The organism is Nonomuraea sp. NPDC050540 (assembly GCF_044457485.1).
Classification (GTDB): Bacteria; Actinomycetota; Actinomycetes; order Streptosporangiales; family Streptosporangiaceae; genus Nonomuraea.
Window position 1 is genome coordinate 975,023 of record NZ_JBITHA010000001.1, and the last position, 18,095, is coordinate 993,117.

The window sequence follows — 18,095 nt, forward strand, 5'->3', positions numbered from 1 at the left end:
GTCAGGGGCGAGTTTAGCGATTTGCCCGGGTGTGGGCGTCAGAAGGGCGACATCAGGTACGCGCCGCCGAACATCGAGGCACCCGCGACCAGCAGGAAGAAGAAGACGTAGAAGCCGCCGGGCAGCACCGTGAGCCTGGCGAGCTGGTCGGCGTCGGAGTTGCCGGCCTGCCTGCGACGTCGTTTGCGCTGCAGCTCCATGATCGGGCGGACGCCGCCGAACAGCAGGAACCACACCGCCACGTAGGCCACGATCTGCTGGACGTCGTCCGGCGCGTACATGGACAGGGCGAAGATCGCGCCCCCGGTCGCGAGCAGGATGAGCGCGCCGTAGAGGTTGCGGATCAGCAGCAGCATGCAGACCAGGAACAGCAGGACGACCCAGATCAGCAGCGTGATGCGCCCCTGGTCGGTCAGCCACGCGCCCGCCAGCCCCAGCAGAGACGGCGCGACGTACCCCGCCAGCGCGGTCAGCACCATGCCGGGCCCGGTGGGCTTGCCCCTGGTCAGGGTGACGCCGGAGGTGTCGGAGTGCAGCCGGATGCCCTCCAGCTTGCGCCGCGTGAGCAGGGCCATCAGCGCGTGCCCGCCCTCGTGGGCGATCGTGACGAGCCCTCGCGTGAGGTGCCAGGAGGTGGTGTAGGAGACGACCGCGAAGGCGAACACCGCCGACACCACGATCACCCATGGCTCGGGGGCGGGCTGGACCTCCACGAGCTGTGCCAGGAACTTGTCCATCGAGTAGAGACCCTATCCGGGTAAAGTCACCGCCGTGGTCACAGAACTTCATTCTGATTCCGAGGTTCCCGCCTGGCGGGCGGCGCGCGGGCTGCCCGGCCTGATCGACCTGCACGTGCACTTCCTGCCCGAACGGATGGAGCGCCGCGTCTGGCACCACTTCAACCACGGCGGCCCGCTGCTCGGCGACGGCTGGAAGGTCACCTACCAGTGGCCCGTGGAGCAGCGCCTGGCCCGCCTGCGCGAGATGGGCGTCACCCGCTTCTCCGCCCTGGCCTACGCCCACAAACCCGGCATGGCCCGGGACCTCAACGCATGGACGCTCGGCTTCGCCCGCCGTACCCCGGAGTGCGTCCCCTCCGCGACCTTCTACCCCGAGCCGGGCGCTCTTTCCTATGTACGGCAGGCCGTCGACGCCGGCGCCCGCATCTTCAAGATCCACCTCCAGGTGGGCGACTTCGACCCCCGCCTGCCCGAACTGGACGACGTCTGGGGCCTGCTGGCCGACGCCGGGCTCCCGGTCGTCGTCCACGCCAGTTCCGTCCCCGTGCCCGGCGGCCGCGTGGGCCCAGAACCCATCGCCGGCCTCCTGAAAAGACATCCGCGCCTGCGCCTGGTCATCGCCCACCTCGGCATGCCCGAGTACGAGCCGTTCTTCGACCTGGCGGAGCGCTACGAACGGGTGGCGCTCGACACCACGATGGCCTTCACCGACTTCGCCGAGCTCGGCATGCCCTTCCCCGCCGCGCTCCGCCCCGTGCTGCGTGAACTCGGCCGGGCGGGGAAGGTGGTGCTGGGTAGCGATTTCCCGAACATTCCCTATGCGTACGCGCACCAGTTGCACGCGCTCGACCGGCTCGGCCTCGGGGACGAATGGGTCAGGGCCGTGTGCTGGCACAACGGGTCGGACATGATCTGATGGAGGGGTGAACGATCGGCACGAGGCGCTGGTCCGCGGCAACCTCGCGGTCATGGAGCGTTGCTACCATCCGGACGTCAACTTGGGCGATCCGGATGGGCTCATCGTGCGGCACCACGACGAGTCTCGACGAGGTGTCGTAGAGGAGTGAGCGCATGGCACGCATGAAGGGCTTCCTGCAGAGCAGTCGCATCCGCGAGCAGGCGCCGGAGCACTCCATGGATCCCCGGGCCGTGGAGGAGGAAGCCCCCTACCGCCCGACCGTGATCGACAACGCCATCTACCAGTACGGCGAGCGCATCGACAACCCCGGCTCGCTGGCCGACGCCTTCGAACGGCTCAAGGAGATGCCGGGCACCATGGCCTGGATCGGCCTGTACCGCCCGAAGGAGTGGGAACTGGTCAAGCTGGGCGAGGAGTTCCAGCTCCACGAACTGGCCCTCGAGGACGCCATCGTCGGCTCCCAGCGCCCCAAGGCCGACCGCTACGGCGACACGCTCTTCGTCGTGCTGCGCGCCGCGCGCTACCTCGACGACGTGGAGGAGGTCGCCTTCGGCGAACTGCACGTCTTCGTCGGCCCCAACTTCGTGATCACGGTACGGCACGCCGAGGCCCCCGACCTCCAGGCCGTGCGCAAACGCATGGAATCCGACCCCGACCTCCTGCGCCAGGGCCCCCAGGCGGTGCTGTACGCCATCCTCGACGCCGTCGTGGACGGCTACGCCCCGGTCGTGGCCGGGCTGCAGAAGGACCTGGAGGAGATCGAGGGCCAGGTGTTCAGCGGTGACCCGGCGGTCTCGCGCCGCGTCTACGAGCTGAGCGGCGAGGTCATCGAGTTCCAGCGGGCGACCGCGCCCCTGTTGAAGATGATCGACGGCTTCATCGCCGGCGCCACCAAGTACGGCGTGAACGAGGAGCTCCAGAGCTACCTGCGCGACGTCGCCGACCACGCGATCACGGTGACGGAGCGCGTGGCGGCCTTCCGCCAGATGCTCCAGGACATCCTGGTGATCAACTCGACCCTGGTCACGCAGGCCCAGAACGCCGAGATGGCCAAGATGACCGAGGCCAGCATCCGGCAGGGCGAGGAGGTCAAGAAGATCTCCGCGTGGGCGGCCATTCTCTTCGCCCCGACGCTGGTCGGCACGATCTACGGCATGAACTTCGACTTCATGCCGGAAACCCACTGGACGCTGGGCTATCCGTTCGCCGTCGTGCTGATGGGCGGGGTGTGCCTGATCCTGTACATCGTCTTCAAGAGACGCGACTGGCTGTAGGGGTCTGCCGGACCGCGCGGGGTGCGTGGTCCTAGCGTGGTGCCCATGAGTGAGTTCGGGTGGATGGAGGCGGGCGGCCAGTACTTCGCCCGCAAGGTGGACGCGGCCGTCGAGGCGGGACTGGACGGGGCCTCGCAGCTGCCGGGATGGCGGCGCCGCCATGTGGTGGCGCACGTGGCCTGCAACGCGCGGGCGCTGTCCCGCCTGGTCCACTGGGCCAGGACCGGCGAGGAGCGGGCGATGTACCCGAGCCGGGAGGCCCGCGACGCGGAGATCGAGGAGACGGCCCGCATCCCCGCGCCGGAGCTGGCGGCCCTGTCGGCCGACTGCGACCGGGAGCTGCGCGAGGACCTGGCGGGCCTGTCGGACCTGCAGTGGAACACGAAGGTCCGCACCGCGCAGGGCAAGATCGTGCCCGCCTCCGACGTCCCCTGGATGCGGGCGCGCGAGCTGTGGATCCACGCCGTGGACCTCGGCGCAGGAGGGTCCTTCGACGACTTCCCCGACGGCATGGTCGACGCGCTGCTCAGCGACGTCACCGCGGCCATGGAGAACCGTCCCCAAGGCCCGGCGCTGCTGCTGGTCCCGCTCGACCGGGCGCGCACCTGGCGCGTCCACCCCGGCGGCCGGCCGGACGAGGGCGACCTGGTCGAGCGGGTCGCGCTGGTGCGCGGGAGCGCCGCGCGGCTGGCGGCGTGGCTGACCGGACGCGGCCCGGCGCCGGAGCCCGGCGCGCCGTCGATCGGGCCGTGGCTGTGACCCCTGTCCGGATCTGGACAGGATGTCAGAACGCACTTACCGTCCGAGAATGCGGTTCGGAATCTTCTACGAGCACCAGCTGCCTCGGCCCTGGAAACCGGACAGCGAGCAGCGGCTCTACAACGACGCCCTGGACCAGATCGAGCTCGCGGACCGGGTCGGCTTCGACTACGCCTGGGAGGTCGAGCACCACTTCCTGGAGGAGTACTCCCACTCGGCGGCGCCGGAGGTGTTCCTGGCCGCCGCCTCCCAGCGCACCACGAACATCCGCCTGGGCCACGGCATCATCCAGCTCCCGCAGCAGGTGAACCACCCCGCCAGGGTGGCCGAGCGGGTGGCCACCCTGGACCTGGTCTCCGGCGGGCGCGTGGACTTCGGCACCGGCGAGGCCAGCTCCGCCGCGGAGCTCGGCGGGTTCGGGGTGGCGCGCGAGCTCAAGCGCGAGATGTGGAAGGACGCGCTCGACTGCGTCACCCGCATGTTCGCCGAAGAGCCGTTCGCCGGGTGGAACTCGCCCCACCTCCGCATGCCGCCGCGCAACGTGATCCCCAAACCCGTGCAGAAGCCGCACCCGCCGCTCTGGGTGGCCTGCTCGCGGCGCGAGACGATCCGGCTGGCCGCGCGCAACGGGATCGGCGCGCTGTCGTTCGCGTTCGTGCACCCCGAGGACGCGGCCACCTGGTCGCGCGACTACTACCGGCTGCTGGCCTCCGAGGAGTGCGTGCCCGCCGGGTTCGCGGTCAACGCCAACCTCGCGGTCGTGCTGCCGATGATGTGCCACGAGGACCCGGAGGAGGCCAGGCGGCGCGGCGCGCTCGGCGCCGGGTTCTTCGCCTACGCGCTCGCGCACTACTACGGGCCGTCCAGGCACGAACCGGGCCGGGGCTCCATCTGGGACGACTTCACCGCCCGGCGGCCCCCGCTCGGAGCGCGCGGCGACGATCCGCTGGCCGGGGCGCTCGGCAGCCCACGGCAGCTCGTCGAGCTGGTCCGCCGCTACGAGGACGCCGGCGTCGATCAGATGATCTTCGTACTGCAGGCGGGGCCGAACCGGCACGAGCACATCTGCGAGAGCCTGGAGCTGTTCGGCAAGAAGGTCCTGCCGGTCTTCACCGACGGGCGCGAGGAACGGGAACGGGCCAAGGCGGAACGGCTGGCGCCCGCCGTCGGAGCGGCGCTGGCCAGGCGGGCTCCGGTCAGGGTGATGGCGCGGCCGTACCGGATCGAGGAGGACGCCGAGGTCGCGCGGATCGGGCGGCGGGCGCCGGCCGGGCCGGGGGAGCGGCTGCGGGCGGCGCGCAAGGCGGCGCGGCGCGGCGGGCAGGGGCTGCTGGCGCGCTTCGTCGGCGGGCGCGAGGACCGGGAACTGGAGCGGTGGTTCGGGCCGGGGCAACAGCGGCTGCTGTTCCGGCTGATGGCGCGCTCCTTCGACCCGGCCAAGGCCGGCGGGTTCCAGGGGACGCTGGAGTTCCGGCTCGAACCGGCGGCCACCTGGACGATCACCGTGCGCGGCGAGCGGGCCAGGATGGCACAGGGCCGCGCCGCCGATCCGGCGCTCGTGCTGGCGATGCCCGCCGCCGACCTGTTGCGCGTCCTCGCCGGCACGGTCAACCCGGCCGACCTGCTGATGTCCGGGCGACTGCGGGTCGAGGGCGACGTCACGCTGGCCTCGCGGGTGGCCGAGATGTTCGGCGGGCCGTCACCGTATTGACCTAGCTGAGCAGCTTGCGGGCGGCCGCCTCGATCTCCTCCTCCGACAGCAGCACGTGGCCGGCCGCCTCGCCGAGCGGGATGAAGCTGTCGGAGGACGTCACCCGCGCGATCTGCCCGGTGAACCCGGCGTCGACCAGCTCGGCCACGACACCCTCCGAGACGCTGCCCGAGCGGCGCGTCTCGTCGGCGATCAGCACCTTGCCGGTCAGCTCCGCCGCCCGCACCAGGTCCTCGACCGGCAGCGGCGACAACCACCGCAGATCCAGCACCCGGCAGCTGTAGCCCTCCTGGGTCAGGCGGACCGCGGCCCGAAGGCTCATCCGCAGGCCGTTGCCGTAGGTGACGATGGTCAGGTCGCGGCCGTCGCCGTAGGAGCGGGCCCGCCCGATCGGCACGTGCGTGTCGGCCCAGCGGGTCGGCGGCGCGTACGAGGCCAGCCAGCCGCCGTCGCCCTCGTCGAACAGGTCGCGCGTGTGGTAGAGCGCGATCGGCTCCAGGAAGACGCAGACCGCGCCCTGGGTACGGGCCGCCGCCAGGCACGTGCGCAGCATCGCCGAGGCGTCGTCGGGCCGCGAGGGCGAGGCGATGACCAGGCCGGGGATGTCGCGCAGCGCGCCGATGGCGTTGTCGTTGTGGAAGTGGCCGCCGAAGCCCTTCTGGTAGGCGTAGCCGGCCACGCGGACGACCATCGGGTTGGTGAAGGCGCCGCGGGAGAAGAAGGAGAGCGTGGCGGCCTCGCCGCGGATCTGGTCGAGCGCGTTGTGCAGATAGGCCAGGTACTGGATCTCGGGCACCGGAAGCAGCTTGGCGACGCCGGAGCCGAGCGCGAGGCCGAGGATGGCCTGCTCGTCGAGGAGGGTGTCGAAGACGCGGGCGGCGCCGAAGCGCTTCTGCAGGCCGCGGGTGACGCCGTAGACGCCACCCTTCTTGGCGACGTCCTCGCCGAAGACCATCATCTCGGGGTAGACGGCCAGCGCGTCCGACAGCGTCCTGTTGATCGCCTGCGACAGCGTCATCGCCTTGTCGTTCTCGGGCAGCGCGCCGGCGAAGGCCTTCTCGCGCACCGACGGCTCGGCCGCCACCGGGCTGATCTTGGCGATCACGTCCTCGCTGCGCGGGGCGATGGGCGCCATGACCTCCTCGGCCGTGGACAGCCGCGGGCTGCGCGTGGTCTCCAGCGCCATGCGCAGCACGTGCTCGCGCGTGGACTCGTACGACTTGAGTAGTTCGTCGGGGGTGGCGAGGCCCGCCTCGACCAGCATCGCGGCGCTGCGCAGCAGCGGGTCGCGCTCCATGTCGGCGCGGATCTCGCGCTGGGTGCGGTACGCGACCTCGACGTCGGAACCGGCGTGGCCCATCAGCCGCACCGTCGACAGGTGCAGGAAGGCGGGGGAGCGGTTGGCCCGCACGTGCGCCACCGCCTGCGCTGCCGCGTCGTAGGCGGCGGCCAGGTCGCAGCCGTCGGCGGCGAAGTACTCGATGCCCGGCCGGTTCGCCGCCGCCTCGACCCAGCCCTTGGGCGTACGGACGCTGATGCCGATGCCGTTGTCCTCGCAGACGAACAGGATCGGCACCGCCTGGCCCTGGTAGGTGGCGTAGGCGGCGGTGTTGAAGCCGGACTGCGCGGTGGCGTGGTTGATGGAGGCGTCGCCGAAGCTGCACACCGCGATCGCGTCTCCGGCCCACGCGGCGGGAACGTCGAGCGCGCGGGCCCGCTCGATGGCGAAGGCCACGCCCACGGCCCTGGGCAGATGGCTGGCGATGGTCGAGGTCTGCGGGATGACCGCGAGCTCGGGGTGCCCGAACACCTTGTGCCTGCCGCCGGCGATCGGCTCCTCCGCGGCGGCGGTCAGGCCCAGGAGCACGTCGCGGATGCCCTGCTCGGGCAGCCGCCCGGCCAGGGCCGAGCGCGTGAGGTAGAACGCGCCGGAGCGGTAGTGCAGCAGCGCGGGGTCGTCGACGCGCAGCGCCGCGGCCACCGCGGCGTTGCCCTCGTGCCCGGCCGAGCCGATCGTGTAGAAGCCCTGGTCCTGCTCGCGCAGCCAGCGGGCCGCGATGTCGAGCAGCCGGCTGTCGAGCTGGCGGCGGTACAGGTCGAGACAGAGCCGGCCGCTGAGCGTGCTGCCCTCGCGGACCGGTCTTGACGGGTCACGAGGGGTGCCCATCTTGAGGTCGGCTACGGCTTCGAGGAAGTGAGTCTCAACTGTGTCGCGCGCCACAAGCCCGATTATGCCCCCCAGACGCCTCGTCGGGAGGTGACATGTTCTGGACCGGTGTAACTGACTCAGTTTCGTTACGGCGTGTCAGCTTTACGAACCTTTTGCCCGTCCTAAACGTCTACTAGAGAGAAACACGTGGCACCCTCAATGCCGCGTTGACCACTTGCGGACTCCAGAAGGGACGGAAACCCGCATGTCGCAACGCATCCGCGCTGTGGCCGTCGCGCTCGCGATGGGAGCCGGAGCGATCGCTCTGGCCTCGCCGGCGACGGCATCGGCCGGGGCGAAGGCCCCCAGCATTTCCGACGTGGACGTCAGCCCGTCGCCGGTCGTCGTGTTCGACGACTCGGTCACGGCGACGTTCAGCTTCACCACGAAGGGCGCGGGCAAGGCTGAACTCCAGCTCCGCGCGCCCGGTGACGTCAGCGTTCCCACCCCGGTCGACCTCAAGTCCGCGCCGCACGGCGAATGGACCAAGTGGACCGGCACCAAGTCCTTCGACGCCAAGAGCGCCGGACGCTGGAACATCCTCGCCATCGCCCACGGCGACGGCGAGAGCTCCTCGCGCGGCTCGTTCGAGGTCAAGAAGGCCCTCGACACCAAGATCGTCGACTTCGACGCCAGCCCCGACCTGGTGGCGAAGGGCTCGACGATCAAGGTCTCCGGCCGTCTCCTCGCCGAGGGCAAGGGGTACGGCGGGCAGCAGGTCACGATCACCTTCCGCGAGAAGGGGACCGACGCCTACCGCCACATCACCAAGACCGGCACCAGCCGCTCCGGCTGGTTCTCCACCGGCGTCAAGGCCGAGGCCACCGGCTGGTGGCGGGCCGAGTTCGACAAGACCGGCTCCGCCAGGGGCTCGGTCAGCGACACCGACCGCGTGGACGTCAAGGCCGCCGACCGGCCCACCCGGATCATCGGCTTCGACGCCTCGCCCGAGCCCGTGGACAAGGGCGACCGGCTCGCGCTCAGCGGCAACCTGCAGGTCGAGGGCTGGGAAGGTCTGCCCGGCCAGCGGGTGGCCATCCAGTTCAAGGCCCACGGATCCTCGCGCTGGGAGCACGTGACCAGCGACGTGACCGGCCGCAACGGCCGATTCTGGGCCGACGCCAGGGCCTACACCTCCGGTTGGTGGCGGGCCGTGTACGGCGGCTCCTCCGGCATCCAGGGCTCGGCCAGCGACGCCGACTGGGTCCGCGTGGAGCGGCACACGCCGCCTCCGCCGCCGGAGAAGGCCGACAGCAGGCTGATCAAGTTCAACGCCTACCCCGAGCCCGTCAAGCGCGGCAAGTACCTGAAGTTCAAGGGCAAGCTGCAGATCCTCGACGACGGCTGGGACGGCCACCGAGCCAAGATCCGGCTGTACTTCAAGCCCAAGGGCTCCAGCAAGTGGTACTACTACAAGGCCACCTGGTCCAACAGCAGTGGCAACATCTACACCAAGGTGAAGGCCTCGAAGTCGGGCACCTGGAGATTCGTCTTCCAGGGCGACTCGGACGCCTACGGCGACACCAGCGGTAGCGACTACGTGCGCGTCAAGCGGTAACCGCCGGCACGACCCGGGCGCGGGCCTCCGATCCAGGGGGCCCGCGCCCTCCGCATTCCTCCAGAGGCTCCGGAGAAGGCCGCGTTGACAGGCCCCGCGTTCGGAGGCTTCAGAAGAGGCCTCGTCCGGGGGTTCTACAGGAGGCCGCGTTCCATCGCGGCGACCACCGCCGCCGCCCGCGTCTCCACGCCGAGCTTGGCGAAGACGTGCTTGAGATGCGTCTTCACCGTCGTCTCGCTGATCAGCAGCGTCCTGGCGACCTCCTTGTTGCCCGCGCCCTTGGCGATCAGGCGCAGCACCTCCAGCTCGCGCGGGCTCGGGTCCTTCGGCTGCCGACTCTTACCGGCCATCAGATGCCCGGCGATCGCCGGTGACAGCACCCTGCCGCCCGCGGCGGCCGTGCGTACCGCAAGGTGCAGTTCCTCGCGCGGCGTGTCCTTCAGCAGGTAGCCCGCCACGCCCTCGGCCAGCGCGCGGCCGACGTCGCCGTCGGTGTCGTAGGTGGTCAGCACGATCACCTTCGTCGCGGGATGCGCCGCGTGCAGGCGGCGGATCGCGCCGACGCCGTCCAGGTTCGGCATCCGCAGGTCCATGAGCACGACGTCCGGCTCGGTGCTCCTGGCCAGCGCGAGCGCCTCACGGCCGTCGGCCGCGGCGGCGACCACCGTGATGTCGGGCAGGCCGTCGAACATGCCGCGCAGGCCGTCCCGCACCACCGGATGGTCGTCGACGATCATCAGGCGGACGGGATGCTCACGCACAGCGCCGTCCCCTCTCCCGGCGCCGACTCCACCGTCACCGTGCCGCCGACCGCGGCCGCGCGCTCGCGCATCGCCGCCAGCCCGTAACCGCCGCCCGGCGCCGCGTCCGCGTCGAATCCGGCGCCGTCGTCCAGCACGTCCAGCGTCACTTCGTCCTCCATGTACGACAACGTGATGGCCACCCGCCGCGCCCCCGCGTGCTTGGCGGCGTTGGCCAGTCCTTCCTGCGCGGCGCGCAGTAGCGTCGCCTCCACGTCCGGCTCCAGCGGGCGGCGCGGCCCGTCCACCGCCACCGTGGCAGGAACTCCGCTCGCCGACGACCAGCGCGCCGCCACGTCCCCGAGGGCGAGGTCGATCCTGGCCCGGTTCAGGGGCTCGGGCCGCAGCGCGTCCACCGAGCGCCGCGCCTCGCCGAGGTTCTCGCGAGCCAGCCGCTTGGCGACGGCGATGCGATTCCGTACGGCCGGCAGATCGTCGATCGCCTGCTCCGCCGCCTCCAGCTGGGTGATGATCCCGCTGAGCCCCTGTGCCAGCGTGTCGTGGATCTCCCTGGCCAGGCGGGCCCGCTCCCGCAGCACCCCGACCTCGCCGGCCTTGACCAGGTGGTGGGCGAACAGGCCCATGATCGTGACCAGCCCGGCGTTGGCGAGCAGGCCGCCCAGCACGCCCGGGTTCACCGCCAGCTCGGTCACCCGGCCGCTCGCCACGAACGTGGTCACCACCAGCGTCACCGCTCCTGCGTAGCCCCACCGGCCGGGCAGCAGCACGTACGGCAGCGGGCACATGCCGAACTGGACCAGCTCGAAGACCGGCTCGCGGCGGAGCAGAAGGAAGAGCAGGCAGAGCAGGACCAGGAAGTGCCAGGCCATGGGGTTGAGGCGTTCGAGGTCCTCGCTCCTGCGGACCACGAAGAGCCAGTAGTAGACCCCCATGGCCGCGGCCAGCCCCAGCGTGAGCGGCCGGCCGCCACCGGTCCCCATGAGCGCGACCACGGCCGTGGGGAACGTCAGGCAGGCGTAGAAGAGAAGGTGGAAAGCGTGGAGCCAGCGGCTCATTCCCACCTGAACGTGAACGCGGCTATCGCCGTACATACGATGATTATCCCCGTGAGCAGCAGCAACGGCGGCGCGGCCGGAGCGCCGAACCAGCCCTCCCGCATCGCCGTCACCGCCTGGGTGAGCGGCAGATAGTCCCCGACCGTCCGCAGGGTCTCCGGCAGGCCCTCGCGCGGGATCGCCGCCCCGGCCAGGAAGATCATCGGGAACATGACCGTGAGCCCGAGCAGATCCGCCGTCCGCGCCCGGGGCGCCACCGCCGCGATCACGAACCCGATCGCGCAGGTCATCAGCGCGCTCAGCGCGAACGCCAGCACCAGCGGCAGCGGGTGCGCCGGCGGCGCCACCCCGAAGACCGCCATGCCCGCCCCGACCACCACCAGCGACCCGGCCAGCCCCATCACCATCTGGGCCGCGACCTGCGCCCCCAGCAGCATGACCGGCGAGATGGGCGTGACCGCCAGCCGCCGCAGCACCTTGCGCTCCCGGTAGGTGGCCACGATCCCCGGCAGCGCCGCGATGCCGCCGATCGCCAGGATCATCGCCATGTAGCTGGGCAGGAAGATCTCCAGCCGCTTGTTGCCGCTGTTGAGCACCAGCAGCATGAGCGGGAAGGCGACCATGAAGAACAGGCTGCCGGGATCGCGGGCCAGCAGCCTCAGCTCGTTGAGCGACAACTGGACGAACGCCCTCACAGCACACCCTCCAGCGACGCCGTGCCCGCCTGGGCCATGAGCTCGGCCGGGCTCCCGACCGCCGCGATCCGCCCGTCGCGGAAGACCGCCACCCGGTCGCACAGCTCTTCCGCCTCGTCCATGAAGTGGCTGACCAGCACGATCGTGGTGCCCGCCGCCTTGAGGCCCCTGACCAGCTCCCACGTCTCGCGCCTGGCCACCGGGTCCAGGGCCGTGGTCAGCTCGTCCAGCACCACCAGCTCGGGATCGCCCACCAGGGCCAGCGCGAGCAGCAGCCGTTGCCGCTGCCCTCCGGAAAGGTCGCTGAAGGCGCGATTCCTGAGCTTCTCCAGCCCCCAGGTGCCCATGATCTTCCTGGGGTCGGCCGGCCGCGCGTAGAACGAGGCGAACAGCCTGAGCGCCTCACCCACCTTGATCCGGTCGGGCAGCGCGCTGTCCTGCAGTTGCACCCCGACCTTCCTGGCCAGCTCCCGCCGCCGCGCCGGATCGATCCCGAGGACCCGGACGCTGCCCGCATCCTGCCTGCGCAGCCCGACCAGGCACTCGACCGTGGTCGTCTTCCCGGCCCCGTTGCGCCCGATGACGCCGAACGTCTCACCCCGCGCGACCTCGAACGACACCCCGTCCACGGCCACCACGCCGCCGTAGGCCTTGCGCAGGTCGCGCACTGTTATCGCTGTCATACGGCGATGCTCGCGCCCGGTCGCGCCCCCCGGCATCCCCCACCCCGCCACCCGGCATCCCCCATTCGGAGGACCCCCGGCGCCCCGGGCCCACCGTCGAGCCCGGGACATCAGGGAATCGGGCTAGTTGGGGTTCTTGGCACCCAGGCTGATCAGCATGGCCTTGATATCGACCAGCTGACCCTCTACCCGAGTCATCCGGTCTTCCATCTGCTCGAACCGCTGGTCAACCTTCTCGAACCGCTCGTTGATGCTTGCTTCCAGTGTGTCGAACCGCTGGTCGATGGCGTCGAACCGCAGGTCCATGGCGTCGAGCCGTCGGTCGATGCCGTCGAATCTGAGGTCCATGGCGTCGAGCCGCTGGTCGATGCCGTCGAACCGCAGGTCTATCGCGTCGAGTCGTTGATCGATGCCGTCGAATCTGAGGTCCATGGCGTCGAGCCGCTGGTCGATGCCGTCGAACCGCAGGTCTATCGCGTCGAGTCGTTGATCGATGCCGTCGAATCTGAGGTCCATGGCGTCGAGCCGCTGGTCGATGCCGTCGAACCTGAGGTCGACCGCGTCGAACCGCTCTTCCATCTTCTCGATGATGTTGCGGCTGGTCTCGTCGATGCGCGTGTGCAGCGCGTCGAACCGGTCGGCGATGCTCAGCATAGGCACGCCGCTGAATATAGCTTCTTCCAGTACAGTGACACGCCGCTCCAGAAGCGGAAGGTCGATCTCGCTGACATGCACAGGCGTCTCCTTCGAAAGGGAGGGGGGCGAAGATGCCATCGGGAAAGATACCTTCCGTCACCGACAGAACGCGGTGCGTTATATCGAATCGGCATGGACGCTCAGTCGGCCCGCCGGAACTGGATGATCCCCACCCCCAGCAACGCCGCCCCCAGCCCGGCGACGACGCCGATCTCCAGGAGGACCGGCACCTGCCACCCGAACCACTGCACGCCCGGGTTCAGCATCGCGTTCACCTCCGGCGGCACGGAAAGGTGGGAGAAGACGGCCTGCCGCATCGGGTCCACCGCGTACGTCATCGGGTTGACCACGGTCAGGACGTGCAGCCACGACGGCAGGTTGGCCAGCGGGAACATCGCCCCGGACAGGAACATCATCGGCATGATGGCCATCTGCATCAGCCCGAAGAACGTCTGCATGTTCTTCATCCGTGCCGCCAGCATCACCCCGAACGCGGTGATCGTGAACGCCGCGAGGAACATCTCGGCCAGCAAGGTCAGCATCAGCGTCCCGGAGTACGGCACGCCCACCAGTCCCGCCATCGCGAGGATCACGACGCCCTGCGCGGTGGCCACGATGGCGCCGCCGAGGCACTTCCCGAGCACGATGGCGCCCCGGGAGACCGGCGCGACCAGCATCTCGCGCAGGAAGCCGAACTCCCGGTCCCACACGATCGACCCGGCCGAGAACATCCCGGTCATGATGACCGTCATCGAGATCATCCCGGGATACATGAAGGTGCGATAGTCGACGCCGGGGATGCTGCCCTGCACCAGTGACCCCAGCCCGGTGCCCATGATGAACAGCCACAGCACCGGCTGGAAGAGCATGGACAACATCCGCGTCCGGTCGCTGAGGAAGCGCAGCATCTCGCGGTGGAGCACCACTTTGACCGCGCGCAGGTCGTGCCCGGCGCTGCGGGCCGGAACCACGACCGAGATGGTTTCGGTGGTCATCGGCGCACCATCGCTCTCATCCAGGCGTTCTTGTCGTCGGCTTCGGCGTCCCTGATGGTGGAGCCGGTGTAGGACATGAAGACGTCGTCGAGCGAGGGCCGCGACACGCTCACCGACCTGATCGGCTGACCGAGTTCGGCGAAGAGGCGGGGCACGAACTCCTCGCCCGAGGCGACCGCGAACGTCACCGCCCCCTCGTGCACCGTCGCCTCGAGCCCGAACCGCTCGCGCAGCGCGGTGATGGCACGTTCGTCATCGCCGGTGTGGATCTGCACGCGGTCCTTGCCGACGCTGGCCTTGAGCGCCTCGGGGGAGTCCACGACGACGATCTCGCCGTGGTCGATGATGGCGATGCGGTCGCAGTACTCGGCTTCTTCCATGTAGTGCGTCGTCATGAAGATCGTGATGTCCTCACTCAGGCGCAGCTTGTTGATGTAGCCCCAGATGGCGGCCCTGGTCTGCGGGTCGAGGCCGACCGTGGGCTCGTCCAGGAACAGCACCCTGGGCGAGTGGAGCAGGCCGCGGGCGATCTCCAGGCGCCGTTTCATGCCGCCGGAGAACGTCATGACCTTGGCGTCCTTGCGGTCCCAGAGCGCCACCATCTCCATGACCTGGCGGATCCGGTCGCCGACGATGTGGCGCGGCACGCCGTACAGTTCGGCATGGAAGCGGAGGTTCTGCTCCGCGGACAGGTACCCGTCGAGGGTCGGGTCCTGGAACACCAGTCCGATGTTGCGCCGCACCTCGTCGCGGGCGCCGACCACGTCGTGGCCGGCGACGCTGGCGCTGCCGCCGGTGGGGTTGACCAGCGTGCAGAGCATGCTGATGGTCGTGGTCTTGCCGGCGCCGTTCGGGCCGAGGAAGCCGAACACCTCTCCCGGCCGGACCTCGAAGCTGACGCCTTTGACCGCTTCGACCTTTCCGTAGGTCTTTTTCAGATCTTGTACGGCTACCGCCGGAGTTAACGTCATCTAATCCTCCGCCAGAATCTGGAACACAGACTTGCGCGTCTGCCGGAGCAGCTTCTTGGCCTCGGCGACCTGCCGGTCGTTGGCCGTGTGGGTCAGGTGGACGAACGCCTCGCCAAGCGCCCCCCACAGAAGCCGCAGTTCGTGCCGGTCCTCGGGGACCGTGCGTGCGACCTCGTCCCACGGCGCGCTCCCCGTCGCCAGCCGTTCCGCCTGCTCACGCCCCTGCTCGGTGAGCTGGAAGGTACGGCTGCCGCCGGACTCGCCACCGCTGACCAGGCCCTCGTCCTCAAGCTGCTGGAGCGCCGGATAGACCGACCCGGGACTCGGCCGCCAGACGCCGCGGCTGCGCTCGGCGATGTCCTGGATCATCTGGTAGCCGTTGCGCGGCCCCTCGTGGATCAGCACCAGCAACGCCGCCCGCACGTCGCCCCGCCGTACTCGCGGGGCCGTCACGGGGATCGGCGGGCCCGTCGCGTGGAACGGGGTGCCCAAGGGAGCGAACGCCTCGGGCCAGTCATCGGATTCCTGCACGATGATCACCCTTCTACTATCTAGATGCTTCAAAGATATATCTAGATAATTGGCAGTCGCAAGCAATTAACGGACCATCGGTGACCCAGGGCAGCACGGCGACCACGCAAGGACCGCGCGTGGGCAGCGAGAGGCGCCGCATGGCGGCCGGAACCCAGGGCGAGGCGCCTGGGTGGAAGGGAGCACGACAACCACACGCGGACCGCGCGCCGCGATCGAGAGGCGGCCGCGGCCCAGGGCAAGGCTCTGGGGGAAGGCGATCTCCAGCGCGAGGCGGGCAGAGGGCCCGCCGCCGGGCGTGCGAGGGAGACGAGGTGTGCGGTCCGGAGGTGCTCGCCTGGTTAGGGGATGTTAACCAGGGCGGTGTGGGCGAGCTCGTACAGCAGGGTGGCGGTGTCGTCGGCGGGGAGGTCGCCGGCGCTGTGCGGGGTGGAGTTGAGCAGGCCGAAGACGGCGTGCGTGGCGGCGCGCAGCCGGGCGGCTGGGCGGCCGGGCCGCAGTTCGGTCAGGACGGTGACCCATTCCTCCACGTACAGCCGCTGCAGGCGGCGGATCTGCCGCCGCTGCGGCTCGGGCACGTTGCCCAGCTCCCGGTCGTGCACGGTGATCAGGTACGGCTCCCGCAGCGAGAACGCGATGTGCCCACGCAGCAGCGCGGACAGCGCCTCCTCCGGCGTCCCGGCGGCGGTGACCAGGTCGCCGGCCCCGCTGTGCAGCCGGGAGCTGATGCCCAGCAGCATCTCGGCCAGCAACGCCTCCTTGCCGCTGAAGTGCTTGTAGAGGGCGGGGCCCGACACTCCCACCGCGGCCCCGAGCTCCTCGATCGAGACCCCGTGGAAACCGCGTTCGGCGAAGAGCCGGGCGGCGGCGTCGAGGATCTCGGCGCGTCTGGCCCCTCGGCTGCGGGTAGGAGTGCTCATGTCTCACATTCTAGACATAGACGTTAATGATGACTAACCTTTCCAGCATGACTCACTGGCCGGTGCTGAAAACGGTCGCCGACCTCGGGGGCGAGGCTTTCAAAGCCAACGCCGACCTCAACGAGCGGCTCGCCGCCGAGTTGCGCGACAGGCTCGCCCGCGCGGCGCTCGGCGGGCCGGAGCGCTCGCGGCAACGCCATGTGGAGCGCGGCAAACTGCTGCCGCGCGACCGCGTGGACGGGCTGCTCGACCCGGGTTCGCGCTTCCTGGAGCTGTCGCCGCTTGCGGCCAACGGACTCTACGACGATCAGGCGCCCGCCGCGGGCATCATCACCGGCATCGGCCGGGTCTCGGGCCGCGAATGTGTGATCGTCGCCAACGACGCGACGGTCAAGGGCGGCACGTACTACCCGATGACGGTCAAGAAGCACCTGCGCGCCCAGGAGGTGGCGCTCCACAACAACCTCCCCTGTGTCTACCTCGTCGACTCCGGCGGCGCCTTCCTCCCCAGACAGGACGAGGTCTTCCCCGACCGCGAACACTTCGGCCGCATCTTCTACAACCAGGCCACGATGTCCGCGCGCGGCATCCCGCAGATCGCCGCCGTCCTCGGATCCTGTACGGCCGGCGGCGCCTACGTCCCGGCCATGAGCGACGAGGCGGTCATCGTCCGCAACCAGGGCACGATCTTCCTGGGCGGCCCGCCGCTGGTCAAGGCGGCCACCGGCGAGGAGGTCACCGCGGAGGAACTGGGCGGCGGCGACCTGCACGCCCGGATCAGCGGCGTCACCGACCATCTGGCCGAGGACGACGCCCACGCGCTGGCCATCGTCAGGGACATCGTCGCCACGCTGGCCCCCCGGCCGCCCCGCCCCTGGGCGAGCGCCGAGCCGGAGGAGCCGCTGCTCGACCCGCGCGACCTCTACGGCATCGTGCCGGCGGACACGCGGCAGCCGTACGACGTGCGCGAGGTCATCGGGCGGGTCGTGGACGGCTCGCGCTTCCAGGAGTTCAAGGCCGAGTACGGGCACACGCTGGTCACCGGCTTCGCCCACATCCACGGGCACCCGGTCGGGATCATCGCCAACAACGGCATCCTGTTCGCCGAGTCGGCGCTCAAGGGCGCCCACTTCATCGAGTTGTGCGACCGGCGCCAGGTGCCGCTGGTGTTCCTGCAGAACATCAGCGGGTTCATGGTCGGCAAGGCCTACGAGGCGGGCGGCATCGCCAAGCACGGGGCCAAGATGGTCACCGCGGTCTCGTGCGCGCGGGTGCCGAAGCTGACGGTGATCATCGGCGGCTCTTTCGGCGCCGGGAACTACGCGATGGCGGGGCGGGCGTACTCGCCGCGGTTCCTGTGGATGTGGCCCAACGCCCGCATCTCGGTCATGGGCGGCGAGCAGGCGGCCAACGTGCTCACGACCGTGGGCAACGCCGACGCCGACGCCATCCGCGCCCAGTACGAGGACCAGGGCAACCCCTACTACTCCACCGCCAGGCTCTGGGACGACGGCGTGATCGACCCGGCCGACACCCGCACCGTCCTGGGGCTGGCACTGTCGGCGGCGGCCAACGCGCCGCTGGAACCCATCGGCTATGGCGTCTTCAGGATGTGACG

Annotated in this window: 18 protein-coding genes; 7 read left to right on the forward strand and 11 right to left on the reverse strand. The window is 70.1% G+C overall.

The window, feature by feature from the left end:
* Positions 1-38: 38 nt before the first annotated feature.
* On the reverse strand, positions 39-737 hold the full coding sequence (locus tag ACIBI5_RS04405) for a M50 family metallopeptidase (protein WP_397243061.1): 699 nt from the start codon (positions 735-737) through the stop codon (positions 39-41).
* Positions 738-771: 34 nt separating this feature from the next.
* Here ACIBI5_RS04405 and ACIBI5_RS04410 point away from each other — a divergent pair, with 34 nt between their 5' ends.
* Genes ACIBI5_RS04410 through ACIBI5_RS04430 form a run of 5 tightly spaced genes read left to right on the forward strand, consistent with a single transcriptional unit; the run spans position 772 to position 5,403 of the window.
* Positions 772-1,656: an amidohydrolase family protein gene (locus ACIBI5_RS04410; RefSeq protein WP_397243063.1), complete on the forward strand. Its 885-nt coding sequence runs from the start codon at positions 772-774 to the stop codon at positions 1,654-1,656.
* Positions 1,657-1,663: 7 nt separating this feature from the next.
* The gene (locus ACIBI5_RS04415; RefSeq protein WP_397243065.1) at positions 1,664-1,807 is read left to right on the forward strand and encodes a hypothetical protein; all 144 of its coding nucleotides are present in this window, start codon (positions 1,664-1,666) and stop codon (positions 1,805-1,807) included.
* 4 nt (positions 1,808-1,811) lie between these two features.
* Positions 1,812-2,933 carry a magnesium and cobalt transport protein CorA gene (locus ACIBI5_RS04420; protein WP_397097308.1) on the forward strand — a complete coding sequence of 374 codons (1,122 nt, stop codon included), beginning with the start codon at positions 1,812-1,814 and terminating at the stop codon, positions 2,931-2,933.
* 45 nt (positions 2,934-2,978) lie between these two features.
* Positions 2,979-3,692 (forward strand): maleylpyruvate isomerase family mycothiol-dependent enzyme, encoded by a 714-nt coding sequence (locus ACIBI5_RS04425; protein WP_397243067.1) that lies wholly within the window; start codon positions 2,979-2,981, stop codon positions 3,690-3,692.
* Positions 3,693-3,741: 49 nt separating this feature from the next.
* Complete coding sequence (locus ACIBI5_RS04430; protein ID WP_397243069.1) at positions 3,742-5,403, forward strand: LLM class flavin-dependent oxidoreductase; 1,662 nt, start codon at positions 3,742-3,744, stop codon at positions 5,401-5,403.
* A 1-nt stretch (position 5,404) separates the two neighbouring features.
* Here ACIBI5_RS04430 and ACIBI5_RS04435 read toward each other — a convergent pair whose 3' ends face one another.
* A complete protein-coding gene (locus tag ACIBI5_RS04435; protein WP_397243071.1) occupies positions 5,405-7,624 on the reverse strand; it encodes a thiamine pyrophosphate-dependent enzyme in 2,220 nt (739 codons plus the stop codon).
* A 193-nt stretch (positions 7,625-7,817) separates the two neighbouring features.
* Here ACIBI5_RS04435 and ACIBI5_RS04440 point away from each other — a divergent pair, with 193 nt between their 5' ends.
* Positions 7,818-9,170 (forward strand): hypothetical protein, encoded by a 1,353-nt coding sequence (locus ACIBI5_RS04440; RefSeq protein ID WP_397243073.1) that lies wholly within the window; start codon positions 7,818-7,820, stop codon positions 9,168-9,170.
* Positions 9,171-9,304: 134 nt separating this feature from the next.
* On the opposite strand, the gene ACIBI5_RS04445 is transcribed toward ACIBI5_RS04440, so the two are convergent.
* The 9 genes from ACIBI5_RS04445 to ACIBI5_RS04485 all read right to left on the reverse strand — a co-directional run bounded on the left by ACIBI5_RS04445 (position 9,305) and on the right by ACIBI5_RS04485 (position 16,477).
* Positions 9,305-9,931 carry a response regulator gene (locus tag ACIBI5_RS04445; RefSeq protein WP_397243075.1) on the reverse strand — a complete coding sequence of 209 codons (627 nt, stop codon included), beginning with the start codon at positions 9,929-9,931 and terminating at the stop codon, positions 9,305-9,307.
* The gene (locus tag ACIBI5_RS04450; protein ID WP_397243077.1) at positions 9,907-10,986 is read right to left on the reverse strand and encodes a sensor histidine kinase; all 1,080 of its coding nucleotides are present in this window, start codon (positions 10,984-10,986) and stop codon (positions 9,907-9,909) included. The genes ACIBI5_RS04445 and ACIBI5_RS04450 overlap by 25 nt, the downstream gene beginning before the upstream one ends.
* Positions 10,983-11,681 carry an ABC transporter permease gene (locus tag ACIBI5_RS04455; RefSeq protein ID WP_397243079.1) on the reverse strand — a complete coding sequence of 233 codons (699 nt, stop codon included), beginning with the start codon at positions 11,679-11,681 and terminating at the stop codon, positions 10,983-10,985. The genes ACIBI5_RS04450 and ACIBI5_RS04455 overlap by 4 nt, the downstream gene beginning before the upstream one ends.
* Complete coding sequence (locus tag ACIBI5_RS04460; RefSeq protein ID WP_397243081.1) at positions 11,678-12,364, reverse strand: ABC transporter ATP-binding protein; 687 nt, start codon at positions 12,362-12,364, stop codon at positions 11,678-11,680. The genes ACIBI5_RS04455 and ACIBI5_RS04460 overlap by 4 nt, the downstream gene beginning before the upstream one ends.
* 123 nt (positions 12,365-12,487) lie before the next feature.
* A complete protein-coding gene (locus ACIBI5_RS04465) occupies positions 12,488-13,099 on the reverse strand; it encodes a hypothetical protein (protein ID WP_397243083.1) in 612 nt (203 codons plus the stop codon).
* 101 nt (positions 13,100-13,200) lie between these two features.
* Positions 13,201-14,055 carry an ABC transporter permease gene (locus ACIBI5_RS04470; RefSeq protein WP_397243085.1) on the reverse strand — a complete coding sequence of 285 codons (855 nt, stop codon included), beginning with the start codon at positions 14,053-14,055 and terminating at the stop codon, positions 13,201-13,203.
* Positions 14,052-15,026 (reverse strand): ATP-binding cassette domain-containing protein, encoded by a 975-nt coding sequence (locus tag ACIBI5_RS04475; protein ID WP_379633391.1) that lies wholly within the window; start codon positions 15,024-15,026, stop codon positions 14,052-14,054. Before ACIBI5_RS04475 ends, ACIBI5_RS04470 begins: the two co-directional genes overlap by 4 nt.
* Positions 15,027-15,557, reverse strand: a complete 531-nt coding sequence (locus ACIBI5_RS04480) for a PadR family transcriptional regulator (protein ID WP_397243087.1) — start codon at positions 15,555-15,557, stop codon at positions 15,027-15,029.
* 341 nt (positions 15,558-15,898) lie between these two features.
* Entirely contained in the window at positions 15,899-16,477 is a 579-nt protein-coding gene (locus ACIBI5_RS04485) for a TetR/AcrR family transcriptional regulator (protein WP_397097295.1), read from the reverse strand.
* 47 nt (positions 16,478-16,524) lie between these two features.
* Between ACIBI5_RS04485 and ACIBI5_RS04490 the strand changes: the two genes are divergently transcribed.
* Positions 16,525-18,093: a carboxyl transferase domain-containing protein gene (locus ACIBI5_RS04490; RefSeq protein ID WP_397243089.1), complete on the forward strand. Its 1,569-nt coding sequence runs from the start codon at positions 16,525-16,527 to the stop codon at positions 18,091-18,093.
* Positions 18,094-18,095: the final 2 nt, after the last annotated feature.